The following is a 19,961-nucleotide window of genomic DNA, read 5'->3' on the forward strand; positions in this document are numbered from 1 at the left end:
CCCCTGCCGATCTCTCGGCAAGGGCTTATCGGGCCGTCAGCCAAGCGGCTTAGCCTTCGATGATGTACACGATCTCGCGCGTCTGCGGACGGACGATGATGTACTGTCCGCGGACGTAGATCACGTCATAGCCGCGCCACTCCGGATAGATTTCCACGATCCGGGGCGGCAGTGGATGGAAGCGAACGGACGCCGGGATCGCGGCGCCGACCGAGATGTTGAAGTTGACGTTGGTGGTCTCTTCGATCTTGGTCGACTTGATCGCCGTTGAGATCTCGGTCCGCTTCTCGGCAGGCGGTGCCGCAGCGGTCGCAGGCGCGGCGCCGGTCGTGGTCTGAGACTTGGTGTCGGCAGCCTTGCTGTCCGCGCCCTTGGTCTGGGCGTTCATGTTGCCGCTCTTGGTGTCAGTCTCGGTGCTCTTGGACTTGTCCATCTGGGACTTGTCCATCGTGCTCTTGGACTTGTCCTGCGCGGACTTGTCCTGCGCGCCCTGGGCGTGCTCACCCTTGGTCGCGCCGGCCTTCTCGTCGGCCGCGTTCTTGTTCATCGTGCCGGATTTTTCCATCCCGCCTGACTTTTCCATCGCACCGGATTTCTCCGTCGCGCCAGACGACTTCTCCTCGGCTGCTCCGCCGGGCTTCATGGCGCCGCCAGCCTGGCCGACGGTGCCCCTCTCGGGAGCGGCTTCCTTGCCCATCGCGCCACGTTCAGCTGCGCCGCCGGCGGGTTGCGAATGTTGCGTCGGCTGCGCACCGGCGCCACCACCGCTGTCGCGGTTCATGGTGCCCTGTGCGTTCGCCAGTCCGGTGCCTGCGACGAGCGCGAGTGCGGCGACCGAGATCATAAAGCGGTTAGACATCAAATTTCTCCTCACGTGTTTCTTTGCGTCATTGCCCGCGCCACCAACGAAAGGAGATTTGAGTTGTTCCGGAACATCGGCGGTTCCAGGGTATTTGTTTCTTAAACGCGAGATGAATGCGCGCGCCGGATTCGCGCCAGAATTCGCGCAGAGCTGCGGTCAACGAAAAAGGCCGGCTGTTCAGCCGGCCTCGTCGCATGCGCAGATTGTGAAATGCGGGATCAGCAGGTCGCCTTGTTAGCAAGTCGCCTTGCCGCAACGGGCAACGCCGATCTTTTCTTTCAGGCCTTCGAGGCCGACGGCGCCGATCACGATCTGCTTGCCGATCACGTAGCTCGGCGTGCCGTTCATGCCCATCGCTTCGGCGAGCTTGAAATTCTCCTCGATGGTGGCGCGCACCTCGGGGCTGCCGATGTCCTTCTCGATCTTCGCGGTGTCGAGGCCGGCTTCCTTGGCCGCCTGCAGCGCGCGCGCCTTGTCGGCGGCGCCACGGCCGCCGAGCAGCTTCTGGTGGAAGTCGAGGTACTTCTTGCCGGTGGGATCCTGCATGCGCACGGCGACCGCGACCTGCGCCGCTTCGACCGAGCCCTGGCTCAGCACCGGAAACTCCTTCAGCACGACCTTCAGCTTCGGATCGGCCTTCATGAGGTCGAGCATGTCGCCCATCGCGCGCTTGCAGTAGCCGCAATTGTAATCGAAGAACTCGACGAAGGTGACGTCGCCGTCCTTGTTGCCGAGCACGACCTGGCGCGGCGAGTTGAAGATCGCATCGGAGTTCTGCGCGATGCTGGCTTCGTGCTTCTGCGTTTCGGCCGCGGCCTGACGCTTGGTGAGTTCGGTCATCGCTTCCTCGAGCACCTCGGGATGGGTGACGAGATAGTTCTTGATGATTGCCTCGATGTCAGTGCGCTGGGCATCGGAGAAGCTGTCGGCCGACGCGGGCGCGGCTGCGCCGAACATGGCGAGCGCGAACAGCGCGGGAGCAAGCAGGCGCAGCGAAGGCATAGGCAAATCCTCTTATCGAAAGCTGGTTTCGGAAAACGTCCCGGCGGACTTAAGCTCGGTGTCGTGACGTCGTGGTGTCAGGCGTCGTCTTGGTCGCGTTAGTTGCGCGGCGGCTTGGCCGCCACGATGTCGTCGGCCTTGACCCATCCGGGCGTGCCGACGGCGAAACGGGTTTTCGCGCGCGTGGCGAGCTCGCGGGCGGTCTTGTTGTCGCCGCGCAGATAAGCGGCCTGCGCCGACGCCAGATCCGCCTCGGCATAGTCGCCCTTCCGGCCATAGGCCATCGCGAGCTGCATATAACCGAGCGCGGCCTCCGGTTCCCGTGCCACCGCGGCCCGGAGAATCCGAACGGCATCATCGGTGTAGGCCTTATTATCCGATCCAACCAGAGCCTGCCCAAGTAACATCTCGATGAGGGGCGCGTTGTTGGACAGCTGCACCGCCTTGCGCAGGGCAGGGATCGCCTCGGCCGGCTTGCCGCCCTCCAGCAGGGCCTGGCCGCGCACCTCGTAGAAATACGGGTTGTTCGGCTGGACCTGGATCAGCGCGTCGATCTGGGCCAGGGCGCTGCGCAAATCGCCGTGCAGATAGGTGCTGATGGCGCGGGCATAGCGCGCCGGCATGCTGTCGTTCGTCTGGGGATAGCGGCGGTAGACCGTCTCCGGCCGCTCCATGAACGCGGAAATCTTGGCGCGCGCCATGTCGTGGCGGAGCTGGAGCGCGGGATCGTCCTTCTTGTCCCAATAGGGGCTGGAACTGGCGAATTCCTGAAGCGACGCGACGCGCTCGGCGGGCATCGGATGCGACTGGAGATAGGGATCGGTGCCGCGGGCAGCGAACAGGCTCTCGCTGGTGAAGCGCTTGAAGGTCTCGTACATGCCCTTCGGCGACTGCTGGGTCGCGGTCAGGAATTTTACGCCGGCGCGGTCGGCGTTCTCCTCCTGCTGGCGCTGATAGGACAGCAGCGTGCGGCGGATCATCTCCTGTGGTCCGGCGATGGCGGCAGCACCGGCATTGGCGAGCCCGTTATTGCCGGCGCTGTTGCTGCCGCGGGTGCTGCCCACGGCGATCGCGCCGGCCCCGAGCAGCATGGCGATGATCATCTGGGTCTGGGCGTTGGCGAGCTGTTCGCGCAGCTTGGACAGATGGCCGCCGGCCAGATGTCCGGTCTCGTGCGCGAGCACGCCGATGATCTGGTTCGGCGTCTCCGACTGCATGATCGCGCCGTAATTGACGAAGATTCGGCGGCCGTCCGCGACGAACGCGTTGAACGAGCCTTCGTTGATGATCACCATCTGGATGTTCTGCTTTTCCAGACCGGCAACGCGCAGGATCGGGCGCGTGTATTCGCGCAGCAGCTGCTCGGTCTCGGTGTCGCGCAGGATCGGCGGCCCCTTGGCCTGCGCATGCGCGGCCGGCATCGGCAACAGCGCGATCGCCGCGGCGGTGACGAGGGCGGTGAGGGAGGAGGCCTTCTTGCGCAATGCGATCTGGAGCAACATCAGGCGGTCTGGGTCAAACGGTCTTGATCAAGCAGTTTCGTGATTGGTTTTTGGCGATTGGCGGCGGACCGGATACGAGATATGCCCTTATGAGCCGTACAATGCGGCCAGTCTGGGGCGCAAGCGCCCCGTTTCCCGGACCGAACCGACCGGTTCGCCAGCGAAATAGCAGAATTCGATGCACGATGCGACATTGAGGAACCGGGTGGGGCAGTGGCTCGAGCCCTCCCGCCGCAGCGATGTTCCCCCGTTCATGGTGATGGACGTGATGGCCGCCGCGGCCCGAATCGAGGCGGCAGGCGGCCATGTCATCCACATGGAGGTCGGCCAGCCCGCAACCGGCGCCCCACAGACCGCGATCGCGGCCGCCCATGCGGCGCTCGAGGCGGGGCGGATCGATTACACCTCCGCGCTCGGCATCCCCTCATTGCGCGAACGCATCGCGCGCCACTATCGGGATGCCTATGGCTGTGATGTCAGCCCCGAGCGGATCGTGGTGACGACAGGCTCCTCCGGCGGTTTCATCCTGGCCTTCCTGTCGATGTTCGCGCCCGGCGACCGCGTCGCCGTGACGGTGCCGGGCTATCCGCCCTACCGTCACATCCTCACCGCGCTTGGTTGCGAGCCGGTGCTGATCGAGACCACCAATGACACGCGCCACGCGCTGACCGGCGAGGCGCTGCTGGCGGCGCATCGCAAGGCGCCGCTGAAGGGCGTGCTGGTCGGCAGCCCGGCCAATCCGACCGGGACGATGATGTCCCGCGAGGCGCTCGCAGGTCTGATCGCTGCGGCAGAAGACGCCGGCATCCGCTTCATCTCCGACGAGATCTATCACGGGCTCGACTACGCGTTTCCGGCGGCGACGGCGGCGGCGCTGTCGGAGCACGCACTCGTGATCAACTCGTTCTCGAAATATTTTTGCATGACGGGCTGGCGCGTCGGCTGGATGGTCGTGCCCGAGATCCTGGTGCGGCCGATCGAGCGGCTGCAGCAGAACCTGTCGATCTCGGTCCCTTCGCTGTCGCAGATCGCGGCCGAGGCCGCCTTCGACGGCGCGGCCGAGATGGAGGAGATCAAGCACGGCTATCAGGAAAACCGGCGCATCCTGATCGAGGGATTGCCCAAGGCGGGCCTCAGCAAGTTCCTGCCTGCCGACGGCGCCTTCTATCTCTATGCCGACGTCTCGGACTTCACCTCGGACAGTTTCGAGTTTGCCAAGCAGATGCTGGAGCAGGCGCACGTTGCGGCCACGCCGGGTCTCGATTTCGATCCGATCCATGGTCGTTCGTTCATACGGCTCTCCTATGCGCGTTCGGCAGCGGAGATGCGGGAGGCAGTTGACCGGATCGCTCACTGGCTTAAATAGCCGCGAGTTTTCGACAGCCGTTTCGACACCAGCCCTGCGGAGTTCAACTTTGTCTGACCGTTCCCTCCCGTCCGTCGCCACGCCGCATTCTCCTCTCGCCGCATTGATGTGGCCGACCCGTCCGGGTGAAACCGTCGGCGCACTTCGCGCCGTCGTGCTGATTGCGCTCGGCACCGCCTTGATGGCGCTATCAGCCAAGGTGAATCTGCCACTGCCTTACGTGCCCATGACCCTGCAGACGCTGGTCGTGCTGATGATCGGCGCCGCCTATGGCTGGCGCCTTGGCAGCGCAACCATGATCGCCTACCTCGCCGAAGGCGCGATGGGGCTGCCGGTGTTCGCCGGCCCGGTCGGTGGAATTGCACCGCTGGTCGGCCCGACTGCCGGCTACCTGTATGGCTTCGTGCTGGCTGCCTTCATCACCGGCTGGCTGGCCGAGCGCGGCTGGGATCGCAACGTCGTGTTCCTGTTTGGAGCAATGGCGCTCGCCCATGTCGTCATCTTCATCGCCGGCTTCGGCTGGCTGGCCTACGTCATCGGCCTTGGCGCAACCAAGGCTTGGGCGGTCGGCGTCGCGCCGTTCATTGCGGCATCGGTGGTCAAGAACGCGCTGGGCGCCGCGCTGATGCCGGCGGCCCGCCGGATCGTCGATCGACGCGGGTAAAGCGCACCGTTCCGAGCAGTTCCGATTGACAGAGCCGGCCAAGTTGATCTTGGCTGGCTCTGAGTTTGAGGGGGAGTGAAACAATGACGACGACAACGATGGCGGGGGCGCCGGTCGCGCCGGCCGCCGCCAAGCCTTGGTACAAGGTTCTCTACGTCCAGGTGCTGATCGCCATCGTGCTCGGCGCCTTGGTCGGCTGGCTGTGGCCGTCGCTCGCCACCAACGAGTGGATCAAGGCGATGGGCGACGGCTTCATCAAGCTGATCAAGATGGTGATTGCGCCGATCATCTTCTGCACCGTGGTCTCCGGCATCGCGCATATCCAGGACGCCAAGAAGGTCGGCCGCATCGGCGTCAAGGCGCTGGTCTATTTCGAAGTCGTCTCGACCTTCGCGCTGGTGATCGGACTCATCATCGGCAACCTGGTGAAGCCGGGTGCGGGCTTCGGCAGCGCCGCCGCCAACGCGCAGGCCGTCGCCAACTACGCCAAGCAGGCCGAGGGCCAGAGGTCGGTCGACTTCATCCTGCACATCATCCCCGACACCGTGGTCGGCGCCTTCGCGCAAGGCGAGATCCTGCAGGTGTTGCTGTTCTCGGTGCTGTTCGGCTTCGCCATCATGGGCCTCGGCGAGCGCGGCCATACCATCCGCAGCTTCATCGATGACGCCGCGCATGCGGTGTTCGGAGTCATCTCCATCGTGATGCGCGCGGCGCCGATCGGCGCCTTCGGCGCAATGGCCTACACCATCGGCAAGTTCGGCACCGGGGCGATCCTCAACCTGGTCGGCCTGATCGCGACGTTCTACGTCACCGCGGCGCTGTTCGTATTCGTCGTGCTCGGAACCATCGCGCGCCTCGCCGGCTTCTCCATCTTCAAGTTCCTCGCCTACATCAAGGACGAGCTGCTGATCGTGCTCGGCACCTCGTCCTCGGAAAGCGCGCTGCCTTCCTTGATGGAGAAACTCGAGCGCCTCGGCTGCTCGAAGTCGGTGGTCGGCCTCGTGGTGCCCACGGGCTATTCGTTCAATCTCGACGGCACCAACATCTACATGACGCTGGCGACGCTGTTCATCGCGCAGGCGCTTGGCTTCGATCTCTCCTTCGGCCAGCAGCTCACCATCCTGGTGGTGGCGATGCTGACCTCGAAGGGGGCCTCCGGCATCACCGGCGCGGGCTTCATCACGCTGGCCGCGACGCTCGCCGTGGTCGATCCGCGCCTCGTGCCGGGCATGGCGATCGTGCTCGGCATCGACAAGTTCATGAGCGAGTGCCGCGCGCTGACCAACCTCTGTGGCAACGGCGTGGCCTGCGTGATCGTCGCCTGGTGGGAAGGTGAGCTCGACCGCGACAAGCTCAACGCCAACCTCGCCAGGCAGATCGATCCGACCGACTTGGAAACGGCCGTCACGACGGACTGATCTGCAAGCGGCATCTGACGGCGCTGGCGGCGCCGTCAGATCTCGAAATAATGGGGCTGGTCGAGATCCTCGATCAGCCCTTTTTCTTTCGGCGCCCAGCCGAGCAAAGCGCGCGTCCTGGCGCTTGAGGTCGGAACGTCGATGCCGGCGAACTGTGCGAACCAGCCGAAATGCGCGGCCGCTTCCTCAGGCGATTTGGACACGACGGGGACGCCGAGCCGTCGGCCGATCGCCTCTGCAATCGCCTTGAATGGCACGCCTTCCTCGGCGATCGCACGATAGCGCCGCGCGGTCGCGCCTTGCTCCAGCGCGAGACGATAGACGCGCGCGGCGTCGAGGCGGTGCGCGGCCGGCCAGCGGTTTTGGCCTTCGCCGATATAGGCAGCGGCACCTTTCTCCCGGGCGAGTGCGATCAGGCGCGGCACGAAGCCGTGGTCGCCCTCACCGTGGGTCGTGGGCGGCAGCCGCACGATGCCGGTGCGGACGCCGCGCTCCGCGAGGTCTTCGGCAGTGGCTTCCGAGACGCGCGGAAAGTGGCGGGCCGCCGCATCGTCTTCGGTCGCGAGCCGTCCGGGCGCCAGCAGCGCTACACCGGATGTGACGATGAGAGGGCGGTCGGAGCCTTTGAGCTCCTCACCGAGCGCGAGGATCGCGCGGCGGTCGAGCTCGCAATTGTCGGCGAATTTCGAGAAGTCGTGGTTGAAGCCGAGATGCAGCACACCGTCCGAAGCGGCGGCGCCGCCGCGTAAGGAGGCATGATCCTCCAGCGACCCACGATGGACCTCGGCGCCCATCGCGGTGAGCGCTGCGGCGCCGGCATCGGAGCGGGCGAGGCCGAGTACGCTATGGCCGGCGGCCATCAGGTCTCGAACGACGGCGGAACCGACGAAGCCGGTGGCACCGGTAACGAAAACACGCATGCGAAATCTCCTGGTGTTGGTGGAGAGAACCATCTGCGCTACAGGTATCCGGGTAAAGTAGTGACCTTATCAGGGTATAATAGCTAACAGGATGAGCGAGAGCGCTGCCGGCGAGAACTTGCTTGGGGCCTATCTGAAGGACCGTCGCACCCGGCTCGATGCAGCCGCGTTCGGCTTCTCCGGCAGCCGCAGGCGCACGCCGGGTCTGCGCCGGGAGGAAGTGGCCCAGCGCGCCAATATCAGCTCGACCTGGTACACCTGGCTGGAGCAGGGCCGCGGCGGGGCGCCATCGGCCGACGTGCTCGACCGGATCGCGCGCGCGTTGATGCTGACCGATGTCGAGCGCGAGCACCTGTTCCTGATCGGCCTCGGCCGCCCGCCCGAGGTGCGCTACCAGGCGAGCGAAGGCGTCTCGCCGCGGCTGCAACGCGTGCTCGATGCGCTCTCATTCAGCCCGGCGCTGGTACGCACCGCGACCTGGGACGTCGTCGCCTGGAATCGCGCCGCAAGCGTCGTGCTGACCGACTACGGTGCGATCCCGCCGGGACAGCGCAACATCCTGCGCTTCATCTTCTGCGATCCGCGCGTGCGCGCCGCGCAATATGACTGGAACAGTGTGGCACGCTTCGTGGTGGCCGCATTCAGGGCAGACGCAGCGCGGGCAGGCGCCGTCTCGCATGTCGCCGATTTCGTCGACGAGCTCTGTCGGACAAGTCCGGAATTCGCGGCGCTCTGGCGCGACAACGACGTGCGCCATCATGGCGACGGCACCAAGCGGCTCCGGCATCCCGTTCACGGCACGATGTCGTTCGAATATTCGAGCTTCAATGTCGAGGGCCGCTCCGATCTCAGCATGATCGTCTACAATCCGGCGACGCCTGAAGACGCCGACCGCATCAGGAAGCTGCTGGCCGAGCGCGCCGACAGCTAAAAGCGCTCAGGCCGGTATGGCGTCGGATCGATCGCCGGCGTCTCGCCGCTCATCATCTCGGCGAGCAGGCGGCCGGTCGCGGGCCCGAGCGTAAAGCCCTGGTGGCCGTGGCCGAAATTCATCCAGAGGCCCGGGTGACGCGGCGCTTGCCCGAGCACCGGCAGCATGTCGGGCGTGCAGGGGCGGGTGCCGAACCACGGGTCGGGCTCGACCCGCTTGCCGAGGTCGATCAGCTCTCGCGCGGAAGCTTCGGCACTCGCGAGCTGCACCGGCGTTGCGAGCGCGTCCATGCCGGTCAATTCCGCACCCGTGGTGATGCGGATGCCCTTCGCCATCGGACCCATGGCGTAGCCGCCGGCCTTGTCGACCAGCGGCAGATCGAGTGATGCGCCGCCGCTGTAATGCATGTGGTAGCCGCGCTTGCGCACCAGCGGAATGCGATAGCCGAATTTGTGTAGCAGATTGGGCGACCAGGGCCCGAGCGTCACGACGGCGGCCGCAGCGTCTATGGTTCCCTGGTCCGTATCGACCGACCAGCCGGTCACGGTCTGCCGCAAGGTCTGGGCATCGCCGAGCACGATGGTGCCGCCGAGGCGCTCGAACAGCTCGGCATACGCCGTGACCAGTGCGCCGGGATCGGACACGGTCCAGGTGTCGAGCCAATGGATCGCACCGGGCAGGTCGTCGCGCAGGATCGGTTCGGCCTTGGCGAGCTCGGCCCCGGAGAGCGCGCGAAACCTGACGCCGAATTCGCGCTGGTCTTCTTCCGCCGCCTTGACGGCGAGATCGAAGGACGCTGCGTCGCGATGCAGGTGCCGGTAGCCCGCGCGGCGGATCAGATTGTCGGCATGGGCTTCGCGAATGAGGATGTCGTGCTCCGCCGTCGCGTAGGCGATCAGCCGCGCCCAGGCGTCGATCGCCTCGCGATGCCGCTTCGGCGCCGAGTGCCACCAGTAGCGCAGCAGGGGCTCGATATGGAGATGAAGCGACGACAGGCTGTAGCGCACGTCATTGGTGCGGCCGGTCGCGATCTTCAGGAGCGAAGCGAGGTCGCGCGGCATCGGATAGGGGCGCACGGCTTCGGCCTGGATCATCCCGGCATTGCCGTAGCTGGTCTCGCGGCCCGGCTCCCTGCGGTCGACAAGCGTGACCGACCAGCCGCGCTGCCGGAGGTGCAGCGCCGCGCTCACGCCGATCATGCCGCCGCCGAGAACAATCGCGCTTTGCATCGTACTGACCTTGCCAAATCAAAACCGCCCGGTTTGGCCGGGCGGTCTCAACTGATTTGTTCGCCTACTCGCCGCCGCCGAACCGGCGAGACCACCAGCCGGCGCGACGCGGGGCGGCCGGAGTTTCGGTTGCCGCTTCCGGCGCGGGTTCAGCCGCTGGTGCGGGCGGGGCAACCGGCTCTGGCGCTGCCGCAACCGGTGTTGCCGGCTCGCTCGCGCTGCTCGACAGGAAGCTCACCTTTTCCCGGACCGTGGAGCGGCGACGCGCAGCCTTTTCGTCGGCCGGCTCTTCGTCCGCGGCGGCAGGAGCGGGCTCAGGCTGGGCCGGCGCCTCAATCTGCACCTCGGCGCGCGGCTCGGGCTCGCTGACCTCAGGCTCGGCGGTGGTGTGTTCGGCCTGCGCGATCGAGGGCGCAGTCTCGCCGCCAAAGCTGTCGAAATCGGCGACGGCGTCGGTCGCTTCCGACGGTGCATTGGCTGCGAGCTCGTCGCCGATGGAGCCGGCGAGACCTTCCTCGTTGCCACCGCGACGGCGGCGTCCACCGCGACGACCACGCCGGCGACGGCGATCGCCGTTGCCCTGCTGCTCGCTGCGGGCCGCCTGGTCCTCACCTTCCTCGCCGTCCTGTTCGGACTCGGAATCCTCTTCACCTTCGCTGGCCGCCACGGCCGCTTCGGAAGACGCCGGAGCGCCATCCTCGCGCAACTCGCCGTCGCGCGGGGCACCGCGGCCGCGCCGACGCCGGCGGCGCTTGCGGCGCTGGCCATCCTGGTCGGAAGCCGCTTCGCCGCCAGCCTGCTCCTCGGCGAGGCCTTCGGTTTCTTCGGTCTCGACCTCGGATTCCAGCTCCGGATCGAATTCCTCGTCGTCATAGACTTCTTCGGCTACGGGCGGCGGGCTTGCGGCGGCCTGTGCCACCAGCAGCGCCTTCGCGGCTTCCAGCGTATGCACCTGCTCGCCGCGGTCGATGAGATAGGCCTGCGGTCCGCTGACGCTGGGGTCGGCGATGACGGCCAGCGTGACCTTGAAGCCGTTCTCGAGGTCGCGCAGATGGCCGCGCTTGTGGTTCAGCACATAGAGCGCGACGTCGGTGCGGGTGCGGACCACGAGATTGTGGGTCGCGCCCTTCATCAGGATCTCTTCGAGGCCGCGCAGCAGCTGGAGCGCAACCGAGGAGACCGAGCGGACATGGCCGGTGCCGCCGCAATGCGGGCAGGGATCGGTCGAGGATTCCAGCACGCTGGCGCGGATGCGCTGGCGCGACATCTCGAGCAGGCCGAAATGCGAGATGCGGCCGACCTGGATGCGGGCGCGGTCCTGCCGCAGGCAATCGGACAGCTTGCGCTCGACCGCGCGGTTGTTGCGCTTCTCGTCCATGTCGATGAAGTCGATGACGATCAGGCCGGCGAGGTCGCGCAGGCGGAGCTGGCGGGCGACCTCTTCGGCCGCCTCCAGATTGGTCTTGAGCGCAGTGTCCTCGATATGGTGCTCGCGGGTCGATCGTCCGGAGTTGACGTCGATCGAGACCAGCGCCTCGGTCTGGTTGATGACGATGTAGCCTCCGGACCGCAACTGCACGGTCGGAGAGAACATCGCGTCCAGCTGGCTCTCGACGCCCATGCGCGAGAACAGCGGCTGGCCGTCGCGATACTGCTTCACCGCGCTGACATTGGCGGGCATCAGCATCTTCATGAAGTCGCGCGCTTCGCGGTAGCCGGATTCACCGGCAACCGAGATCTCGTCGATCTCCTTGTTGTAGAGGTCGCGCAGCGAGCGCTTGATCAGCGAGCCTTCCTCGTAGACCAGGGTCGGGGCCTGCGACTTCAGCGTCAGGTCGCGCACCGTCTCCCACATCCGGATCAAATATTCGAAGTCGCGCTTGATCTCGGGCTTGGTACGGGCGGCGCCAGCGGTGCGCAGGATGATGCCCATGCCCTCGGGCACGTCGAGATCCTGCACAACTTCCTTCAGGCGGGAACGATCCTGGGCGCTGGTGATCTTGCGGCTGATGCCGCCGCCGCGCGCGGTGTTCGGCATCAACACGGCATAGCGGCCGGCGAGCGAGAGATAGGTGGTCAGCGCCGCGCCCTTGTTGCCGCGCTCTTCCTTGACGACCTGCACCAGCATCACCTGGCGGCGCTTGATGACTTCCTGGATCTTGTACTGGCGGCGCGGGCGGAAGGTGCGCTCCGGCACCTCCTCCATCACGTCGTCGCCGCCGACGGATTCGACGTGTTCCTCTTCGGCTTCCTCGCCGTCCTCGTCCTCGTCGTCTTCCTCCTCGGACTCCTGATGGCGAGCATCAGTGCTTTCGCCGGCAGCGTAGACGGCGTCGGCCGGTTCGGCGGAGGCGGTCACGGCTTCGGCGAGAGCCTCGGCATGGGCCTCGGATGCGATAGCCTCCTGCGGTTCGGCAGCGGTCTCGGTCGCGACCACCGGCTCGGCGCCGAAGGCTGCGACAGGCGCGGGCGTCTCGTCGGCATGATCATGGTCGTGATGATCGTGCTCGTCATGACCATGGTCGTCATGACCATGGTCATGACGGTGATCGTCATCATTGGCATGATGATGGTCGTGACCATGTCCTTCGTGGTCATGATCGTGATGATCATGGTCGCCATGATCGTGGTCGTGGTGGTCGTGGCCTTCGTGCTCGCCGCGATGTTCCGCATCGGCGTGCAGATGCTCGCCCTCGTGCGACGCACCCTCGGTGTGCAGGGCGTCGCTCTCGACCGGCTGGGCCGCTGGATCGGCGCCGGCCTCGAGGCCCTCAACGATGTCGCTGCGGACGCGTTCGCCTTGACTGCGGCGGCGGGAATTGCGGTGGCGCGACCGGCGGCGGCCGTGGGAGCGGTTCTCGCTCTCTTCCTCGGCCTCGCGATGGGCCTGTTCCTCGGCCTCGATCAGTGCCTGCCGGTCGGCGACCGGGATCTGGTAGTAATCGGGATGGATTTCGCTGAAGGCGAGGAAGCCGTGGCGGTTGCCGCCATATTCGACAAAGGCGGCCTGGAGCGAGGGCTCCACCCGGGTGACCTTGGCGAGGTAGATATTCCCGCGCAGTTGCTTGCGTTGCGCGGTCTCGAAATCAAACTCTTCGACGCGATTGCCGCGGACCACGACGACCCGGGTCTCCTCCGGGTGGGTGGCATCGATCAACATCTTGTTGGGCATGTCTTAACTCTTGGCGGCGGCGGGCGCGATTCACCGTGGGCGCGATTAGCGCTGCCGGGTGCCGCGACGGTCCACCTGATTCGGGGGTGAGGGGAAGGCCGAAACGCCGTCTCTCGCGCCTTGCCGAAACGGAAGCTGGAGGGCCGAAGCGGCGCGCGGGATTGTCACTCCGCAGCGTCGCGAACGGTCCTTCAGAATTCGTCGGCACAGTCTGGCGCATCAAGCGTCGGCCCGTATGAAACATTGGGCGGCGGGGCCGCCCCTCAATCAGTTGCTGCTGGCCAGGCATGGCGCGAGCGCGCTCGCCTTGGGGATTACGAACCGCTCCCTTGGGATTAAGGGACCGGGTAACGAGTCACGTCGCTGTCAAAACCGTCCCGGAAACGCGGTGGTAACCAGGGACCGTCCGCCACCGGGGCTTGACCCGCTCCACCTCGCTGCCGCGCACCGCGCTGGTCTTTGAGGGGAACGGAAAAACGCTGGAATTCCCAAACCTTGAGAGTTCCGGCGCTGCACCGGGAGGCTGAACGCGACACAACCGGAAATATCGGCCGTCAGCACTCCGTACATACGTGGAATGGACCAACCGTGCAAGGGAGCGTCGCACGGCGGTCACAGTCGGGGAGTTTCGTATATCTGTCATTAAGCGACGATTAACCCTGTGGTTCTATTGCGTTAGAAGGGCCGCTCGGAGGCACTGAATCGGTGACGAGCCGCACAAATCAAAGGGTTTTGCTGGGATGCGCGCTTCTGTGCGCCGCAGCATTGGCATGCGCTGATTCCTGGCGCCTGAGCGCGGCGGAAAGCCAGCCGCAACCCTCTGTTGCGGTAGCGAATTTTCCAACCGCGTCCGCCGCCCGGCTGGCCGGCGATGGCAAGCAGACCCGTTTCATCCTCGACATCGATCAGGCCGTCACATTCCGCGCCGTGACGCTCGCCGACCCGTATCGGGTGGTGGTCGATGTGCCCCAGGTCAATTTTCAACTGCCTGCGGGCACCGGGGTCGAGGGGCGGGGACTGGTCAAGGCCTTCCGCTACGGGCTGGTCATGCCCGGCGGCTCGCGAATCGTGTTCGACCTGACAGGCCCGGCCAAGATCGCCAAGTCCTACGTGCTGGAGGCCGCCAATGGCCAGCCGGCCCGGCTCGTGCTCGAGCTGGAGGAGGTCGACCGGACCGCCTTCGTACAGTCGCTCGTCCCCGAGAAACGCCCCGAACTGCGGCCCGCAATCGCCGACGCGCCGCCGGCAACGGTTCCGGCCGCCGCAACTCCGGAAGCCGGGCAGCAAAAGGTCGACGGCCGCCCGATCGTCGTGATCGATCCCGGCCATGGCGGCATCGACAATGGCACGCAGTCGAGCGGCGAAAGCGAGAAGAACCTGGTGCTGGCCTTCGGCCTGGCGCTACGCGACCGTCTGGACAAGACCGGCAAATTCCGCGTGGTGATGACACGGGATGACGACACCTTCATTCCGCTCAACGACCGGGTCAAAGTCGCCCGCGGGCTCAAGGCCGCCTTGTTCGTCTCGATCCACGCCGATGCGCTGCCGAAGGCCGAGGGCGATGCGCAGGGCGCGACCATCTACACGCTGTCCGACAAGGCCTCCGACGCCGAGGCGCAGCGGCTGGCGGATGCGGAAAACCGGGCCGACGCGATCGCCGGTTTCAACCTCGCGGAGGAGCCGACCGACGTCGCGGACATCCTGATCGACCTCACCCAGCGGGAAACTCGCACCTTTTCAAGCCATTTTGCCCGCCTGTTGATGGGCGAAATGAAGTCGTCCGTGCGGATGCACAAGCATCCCCTGAAGTCGGCCGGCTTCCGGGTCCTCAAGGCGCCCGACGTGCCGTCGGTGCTGGTCGAGATCGGCTATGTCTCCAACAAGGGCGACCTTGAGCATCTGGTCTCCGAGGGCTGGCGGTCCAAGGCCGTGGGCTCGATGGCGCAGGCGATCGACGGGTTCCTGACCAAGCGGATGGCCACGGCCGGATCGTCAAATTGACGACCGGGGGATCGTCGAACTGACGACCGGGGGTCGTCGAATTGAGGGGGATTTTCCGTCCCGTTGCAAAAGCCCTAGTTTGGCCACAGCGGGCGCTTTATAAAAATGCCGCAGGGGGTTCCGGAATCGGCGAGAATCCCGTTCGGCAAGCGTCTTGGTCCGGCACTGATGTAATTGAGTAGGCCGGTAAATTCGCGACGTGGAGTTGGCGCCTGTTTTGGGTGCCTTGAGCTGATCCAGAGTTTGAACGGATAAACATATAATGCGCTTGCTGGTGCGGTTCATGGGCTTCCTGTTCGCCGCGGGAACGGTGGTGTTCCTTGTCGGTGTCGGGGCCGTGGCAGGCCTGATCTGGCATTTCTCCAAGGACTTGCCCGACTACTCTCAGCTTCAGGATTACGAGCCGCCGGTGATGACCCGCGTGCACGCGGTCGACGGCTCGCTGCTCGGCGAATACGCCAAGGAGCGGCGGCTGTACCTGCCGATCCAGGCGGTGCCGAAGCTCGTGATCAACGCATTCCTCGCGGCCGAGGACAAGAATTTCTACGAGCATGGCGGCATCGACTACACCGGCATGGCGCGCGCCGGCGTGCTCTTCATCCAGAATTACGGCTCGAACCGGCGTCCGCAGGGCGCCTCCACGATCACCCAGCAGGTCGCCAAGAACTTCCTTCTGACCAACGAGGTCTCCTTCGCCCGCAAGATCAAGGAAGCCTTGCTGGCGATGCGCATCGAGAAGACCTACTCGAAGGACAAGATCCTCGAGCTGTATCTGAACGAGATCTATCTCGGCCTCGGCGCCTACGGCATCGCGGCCGCTTCGCTGGTGTATTTCGACAAGTCGGTGAACGAGCTGACGGTCGCTGAAGCGTCCTATCTCGCCGCGCTGCCGAAGATGCCCGCGACGCTGCATCCGGTCCGCAACCGCGATCGCGCCATCGAGCGCCGCAACTACGTGATCGACCGTCTGCTGGAGAACGGCTGGATCAAGCAGGCCGATGCCGACAAGGCGCGCAAGGAGCCGCTGGCCGTCACCAACCGTTCAAACGGCGCTCACACCTTCGCCGGTGAATATTTCGCCGAGGAAGTCCGCCGCGACATCTTCGAGCGCTACGGCGAGAAGAAGCTTTATGAGGGCGGCCTGTCCGTCCGCACCACGCTCGATCCGAAGATCCAGGTCATGGCGCGCAAGGCCATGGTCGCCGGCCTCGTGAACTATGACGAGCAGCAGGGCTATCGCGGCGCCATGAGCAAGCTCGATATTTCGGGCGATTGGGGCGTGAAGCTCGCCGAGATCAAGTCGCTGTCCGACATCTCGCCATGGCGCATGGCGGTGGTGCTGGAGACCAGCGACCAGTCGGCGCGCATCGGCTTCCAGCCGAACCGCGAGCTCGGCGGCGCCATCAGCAAGCAGCGCGAGACCGGCATCGTCACGGTCGACGGTGTGCGCTGGGCGAGGGCGGCCCAGGGCAACGCCAAGGGCAAGACCCCGACGTCTGTCGCGCAGGTGTTGCAGCCCGGCGACGTGATCTATGCCGATCCGCTCTACACCAAGGAGGGACAGCCGGTCGAAGGCCAGTACCGCCTGCGCCAGATTCCCGAAGTGTCCGGTGCGATGGTGGCGATGGATCCCTGGACCGGCCGCGTGCTCGCGATGGTCGGCGGCTTCTCGTTCGACCAGAGCCAGTTCAACCGCGCCACGCAGGCCTACCGGCAGCCGGGCTCGTCGTTCAAGCCGATCGTCTATTCGGCCGCGCTCGACAATGGCTATACGCCCTCGACCGTGGTGCTCGACGCGCCCATTGAAATCGACCAGGGCCAGGGCGCCGGCGTGTGGCGGCCCGAAAACTTCTCGTCCGGCAAATTCCAGGGACCCGTCACGCTGCGCAACGCGCTGCGGCAGTCGCTGAACACCGTGACCGTGCGCCTCGCACAGGACATCGGCATGCCCCTGATCGGCGAATATGCGCGCCGCTTCGGCGTCTATGACGAATTGCCGAACTATCTGTCCTACGCGCTCGGCGCCGGCGAGACCACGGCGATGCGCATGGTCACGGCCTATTCGATGCTCGCCAATGGCGGTCGCCGGGTGAAGCCGACCTTGATCGACCGCATCCAGGACCGTTACGGCCGCACCATCTTCAAGCACGACCAGCGCGAATGCCGCGGCTGCGACGCGCCGGGCGGCTGGAAGAACCAGACCGAGCCGCAGCTGATCGACCGCCGCGAGCAGGTGCTGGATTCCATGACCGCCTATCAGATCACCGAGCTGATGGAAGGCGTGGTCCAGGCCGGTACCGCAACCGTGGTCAAGGAGGTCGGCAAGCCGATCGCCGGCAAGACCGGCACCACCAACGAGGCCAAGGACGCCTGGTTCGTCGGCTTCTCGCCCGACGTCGCCGTCGCGATCTATATGGGCTACGACAAGCCGCGCGCGCTCGGTAGGGGCAACGCCGCGACCGGCGGCCATCTGGCCGCACCCATCGCGCGCGACTTCCTCAAGCTTGCGCTCGCCGACAAGCCCGCGGTTCCGTTCAAGGTGCCGGCCGGCATCAAGCTCGTGCGCGTCGTCTCCAAGACCGGTATGCGCGCCGGTCCCGGCGAGACCGGCGGAACCATCCTCGAAGCCTTCAAGCCGGGCACGGCGCCGCCTGACAACTACTCGGTCATCGGCGTCGCCGATGCCGACGGGCGCGGCGGCGTGCCGGCGTCGCAGCAGCAGCAGCCGGATTCCGGCTTCTTCATGCGGCCGGGCACCGGTGGGCTGTACTAGCGGATAAGACCGACGATCGCGGTTCCGGCGGTTGCGCTTTGCGGCCGCCGCCGCTACATCCCAGCTCCAATGCACGCGGGATTCCGCGAGATCAGAGAACAACATGCGCGCCGAAATCGAACGGTTGGTAGAAGAGATCAAGCAGTCAGTCGGGCTGCTGAGGAGGCATCTTTGACGTCGAGAAATCGACGGCGCGCCTCGCTGAGCTGAACAAGCTCGCAGAAGATCCCAACCTCTGGAACGATCCCCAGAAAGCCCAGAAGCTGATGCAGGAGCGCACCTCGCTTGAGGATTCGCTCTCGGGCATCGGCAAGGTCGAGCAGGAGCTCGAAGACGACATCGGCATGATCGAGCTCGGCGAGGCCGAGGGCGATGCCGGCGTCGTCACTGAGGCTGAAACCGCGCTGAAGAACCTCAAGAAGGAAGTCGCGCGGCGCGAGCTCGAGGCGCTGCTGTCGGGCGAGGCCGATCGCTTCGATTCCTATCTTGAAGTCCATGCCGGCGCCGGCGGCACCGAGAGCCAGGACTGGGCGCAGATGCTGCTGCGCATGTATACGCGCTGGGCCGAGACGCACGGCTTCAAGGTCGAATTCCTCGAAGAGTCCGAGGGCGAAGAGGCCGGCATCAAGTCCGCGACGATCCAGGTCTCGGGCCACAACGCCTATGGTTGGCTGAAGACGGAGGCGGGCGTGCACCGATTGGTGCGCATCTCGCCGTTCGATTCCAACGCGCGGCGGCACACCTCGTTTTCGAGCGTGCAGGTATTCCCGGTCATCGACGACAGCATCAAGATCGACATCAAGGAAGCCGACGTTCGCGTCGACACCATGCGCTCGGGCGGCGCCGGCGGCCAGCACGTCAACAAGACCGAATCCGCGGTGCGCCTGACGCATATTCCGACCGGCGTTGCCGTGGTCTGCCAGGCCGGCCGGTCCCAGCACAAGAACCGGGCGCAGGCCTGGGACATGCTGCGCGCGCGGCTTTACGAGATCGAGCTGAAGAAGCGCGAGGAGAAGGCTGCCGCCGACCAGGCCGCCAAGACCGATATCGGCTGGGGCCACCAGATCCGCTCCTACGTGCTGCAGCCCTACCAGATGGTGAAGGATTTGCGCACCGGCGTGCAGACGTCCGACACATCGGGCGTGCTGAACGGCGAGCTCGACGACTTCATGGCCGCAACCCTGGCGCAGCGCGCCTTCGGCACCACCGGCGCCGACATCGAGGACGTCGACTGATGTCCCGCGTCGCCTTCATCGGGTTGGGGCGGATGGGCCACGGCATGGCCGGCCGCTATCTCGATGCCGGCTTCACGGTGACGCTGTGGAATCGCAGCAAGGCAAAAGCGGACGACCTGATCGCGCGCGGTGCGCATTGGGCGACGTCGCCTGAGGATGCCGCGATCGATGCCGATGCGGTCGTGACTATGGTCGCTGATGACGAAGCCTCGCGCGCGGTCTGGCTCGGGCCTGAGGGCGCGGCCAAGACGGCAAAGGCCGGCACCATTGCGATCGAGTGCTCCACCGTCTCCTATGACCACGCCCGCGAGATGGGCCGCGAACTGAACGCGCGCGGGCTGATCTACATCGACTGCCCCGTGACGGGATTGCCGGATGCGGCAGCGGCCGGAAAGCTGACGCTGCTCGCCGGCGCTGACGCAGCTGATCTCGAACGTGCGCGGCCGTTCCTCGAACCGATCGGCTCGACCATCCGCCATTTCGGCGCGGTCGGCTCCGGCACCGTCTACAAGCTCATCAACAATCTCTTGGGTGCGATCCAGATCGCGGGCCTTGCCGAAGGCCTCGCCATCGCCGAACAGGCCGGGCTCGACATGAACCTGGTGCTGGAATCGATCCAGGCCGGTGTCGCCGCCAGCCCGCAGGTGCAGCGTCATTCCAAGCGCATGGTCGCCCGCGATTTCAGCGGCGCGACGTTTACGGCGGCGCTGCGGCACAAGGATGCCGCCTACGCGGTGAGGCTCGCCGAAAGCCTGCTCGCCGACAAGCCGCTGGTCTCGCGCGCTGCGGTCGAGTCCTACGCGCAGGCGAAGGCCGCAATGCCCGACGACGATGAAGGCAAGATGATCGAGCTGGTGTCGCGGCCGAAGAAGCCGACCTAGCTGGA

15 protein-coding genes are annotated in these 19,961 nt (G+C 65.7%); 9 read left to right on the forward strand and 6 right to left on the reverse strand.

Features of this window, described 5'->3' with window-relative positions:
• Positions 1 to 49: 49 nt before the first annotated feature.
• From IVB46_RS40305 to IVB46_RS40315, 3 genes are all read right to left on the reverse strand, one after another.
• Positions 50 to 859: a DUF1236 domain-containing protein gene (locus tag IVB46_RS40305; RefSeq protein ID WP_231144946.1), complete on the reverse strand. Its 810-nt coding sequence runs from the start codon at positions 857 to 859 to the stop codon at positions 50 to 52.
• 237 nt (positions 860 to 1,096) lie between these two features.
• On the reverse strand, positions 1,097 to 1,864 hold the full coding sequence (locus IVB46_RS40310; protein ID WP_085401094.1) for a DsbA family protein: 768 nt from the start codon (positions 1,862 to 1,864) through the stop codon (positions 1,097 to 1,099).
• A 98-nt stretch (positions 1,865 to 1,962) separates the two neighbouring features.
• Complete coding sequence (locus tag IVB46_RS40315) at positions 1,963 to 3,366, reverse strand: M48 family metalloprotease (protein WP_063983549.1); 1,404 nt, start codon at positions 3,364 to 3,366, stop codon at positions 1,963 to 1,965.
• Between the two features lie 178 nt (positions 3,367 to 3,544).
• Here IVB46_RS40315 and IVB46_RS40320 point away from each other — a divergent pair, with 178 nt between their 5' ends.
• The 3 genes from IVB46_RS40320 to IVB46_RS40330 all read left to right on the forward strand — a co-directional run bounded on the left by IVB46_RS40320 (position 3,545) and on the right by IVB46_RS40330 (position 6,814).
• Positions 3,545 to 4,732 carry an aminotransferase class I/II-fold pyridoxal phosphate-dependent enzyme gene (locus IVB46_RS40320; protein WP_247310827.1) on the forward strand — a complete coding sequence of 396 codons (1,188 nt, stop codon included), beginning with the start codon at positions 3,545 to 3,547 and terminating at the stop codon, positions 4,730 to 4,732.
• A gap of 106 nt (positions 4,733 to 4,838) precedes the next feature.
• Complete coding sequence (locus tag IVB46_RS40325) at positions 4,839 to 5,396, forward strand: biotin transporter BioY (protein WP_063983547.1); 558 nt, start codon at positions 4,839 to 4,841, stop codon at positions 5,394 to 5,396.
• Positions 5,397 to 5,479: 83 nt separating this feature from the next.
• Entirely contained in the window at positions 5,480 to 6,814 is a 1,335-nt protein-coding gene (locus tag IVB46_RS40330; protein WP_208086594.1) for a dicarboxylate/amino acid:cation symporter, read from the forward strand.
• 35 nt (positions 6,815 to 6,849) lie between these two features.
• Here IVB46_RS40330 and IVB46_RS40335 read toward each other — a convergent pair whose 3' ends face one another.
• Positions 6,850 to 7,734: an SDR family oxidoreductase gene (locus IVB46_RS40335; protein WP_247345379.1), complete on the reverse strand. Its 885-nt coding sequence runs from the start codon at positions 7,732 to 7,734 to the stop codon at positions 6,850 to 6,852.
• A 91-nt stretch (positions 7,735 to 7,825) separates the two neighbouring features.
• On the opposite strand from IVB46_RS40335, the gene IVB46_RS40340 reads away from it, so the two are divergent.
• Positions 7,826 to 8,665 carry a helix-turn-helix transcriptional regulator gene (locus tag IVB46_RS40340; RefSeq protein ID WP_247310821.1) on the forward strand — a complete coding sequence of 280 codons (840 nt, stop codon included), beginning with the start codon at positions 7,826 to 7,828 and terminating at the stop codon, positions 8,663 to 8,665.
• Here the strand turns inward: IVB46_RS40340 and IVB46_RS40345 are convergent.
• Together IVB46_RS40345 and IVB46_RS40350 are read right to left on the reverse strand one after the other, a co-directional pair.
• Complete coding sequence (locus IVB46_RS40345) at positions 8,662 to 9,894, reverse strand: FAD-binding oxidoreductase (RefSeq protein ID WP_247310817.1); 1,233 nt, start codon at positions 9,892 to 9,894, stop codon at positions 8,662 to 8,664. The two genes, IVB46_RS40340 and IVB46_RS40345, sit on opposite strands and share 4 nt — an antisense overlap.
• 64 nt (positions 9,895 to 9,958) lie before the next feature.
• Positions 9,959 to 12,253 carry a ribonuclease E/G gene (locus IVB46_RS40350; protein ID WP_346016161.1) on the reverse strand — a complete coding sequence of 765 codons (2,295 nt, stop codon included), beginning with the start codon at positions 12,251 to 12,253 and terminating at the stop codon, positions 9,959 to 9,961.
• Between IVB46_RS40350 and IVB46_RS45160 the strand changes: the two genes are divergently transcribed.
• The 5 genes from IVB46_RS45160 (at position 12,188) to IVB46_RS40370 (ending at position 19,956) form a co-directional block, all read left to right on the forward strand.
• Positions 12,188 to 13,156, forward strand: a complete 969-nt coding sequence (locus IVB46_RS45160) for a hypothetical protein (protein ID WP_346016162.1) — start codon at positions 12,188 to 12,190, stop codon at positions 13,154 to 13,156. The two genes, IVB46_RS40350 and IVB46_RS45160, sit on opposite strands and share 66 nt — an antisense overlap.
• A 615-nt stretch (positions 13,157 to 13,771) precedes the next feature.
• Positions 13,772 to 15,067: an N-acetylmuramoyl-L-alanine amidase gene (locus IVB46_RS40355; RefSeq protein ID WP_247310811.1), complete on the forward strand. Its 1,296-nt coding sequence runs from the start codon at positions 13,772 to 13,774 to the stop codon at positions 15,065 to 15,067.
• Positions 15,068 to 15,329: 262 nt separating this feature from the next.
• Positions 15,330 to 17,840, forward strand: coding sequence for a penicillin-binding protein 1A (locus IVB46_RS40360; protein WP_247310808.1), 2,511 nt, complete (start codon positions 15,330 to 15,332; stop codon positions 17,838 to 17,840).
• A 103-nt stretch (positions 17,841 to 17,943) separates the two neighbouring features.
• Positions 17,944 to 19,075 (forward strand): peptide chain release factor 2 gene (gene prfB / locus IVB46_RS40365; RefSeq protein ID WP_100213929.1). Its coding sequence is split into 2 segments (ribosomal slippage): positions 17,944 to 18,012 and positions 18,014 to 19,075, totalling 1,131 coding nucleotides; the frame shifts between segments, so codons are not numbered across the junction.
• Positions 19,075 to 19,956 (forward strand): NAD(P)-dependent oxidoreductase, encoded by an 882-nt coding sequence (locus IVB46_RS40370; protein WP_247310806.1) that lies wholly within the window; start codon positions 19,075 to 19,077, stop codon positions 19,954 to 19,956. Before prfB ends, IVB46_RS40370 begins: the two co-directional genes overlap by 1 nt.
• The last annotated feature ends 5 nt before the right edge of the window (positions 19,957 to 19,961 follow it).

Origin of the sequence: Bradyrhizobium sp. 61, from assembly GCF_023073075.1 — a bacterium.
GTDB classification, from domain to species: Bacteria; Pseudomonadota; Alphaproteobacteria; order Rhizobiales; family Xanthobacteraceae; genus Bradyrhizobium; species Bradyrhizobium barranii.